The 207-nt window shown below is 37.2% G+C and carries 1 protein-coding gene; it reads left to right on the top strand.

What is annotated here, in order from left to right:
* Positions 1-207: hypothetical protein (locus JUI58_RS00170; RefSeq protein WP_204101746.1), on the top strand; the 207-nt coding region annotated here is incomplete at both ends.

The raw sequence follows: 207 nt of genomic DNA, 5'->3' as shown, positions 1-207 counted from the left end.
GCTTCTATGGTGTTCCCCAAGGAGAAGGAGAGTTTAGCCTTGAGAAAATAGAACAAGAAGGCTACAGCATTTTTTTTGTGGGCAGTTCGATGGAAGAGGTTCAAACCACAATCAACAACAACAGAATTGAATTAATTCAATTAATTGAATTAGTTGCTGAAGACTATCAAGGATTTAATATTCTCAAAGTTGGCGATCGCTTCTATG

The sequence above is a fragment of the Spirulina sp. CCY15215 genome (genome assembly GCF_016888125.1).
Lineage (GTDB): Bacteria > Cyanobacteriota > Cyanobacteriia > Cyanobacteriales > Spirulinaceae > CCY15215.
Note: the sequence above shows the minus strand (reverse complement) of the source record. Positions and strands in the feature narration are given on the sequence as shown.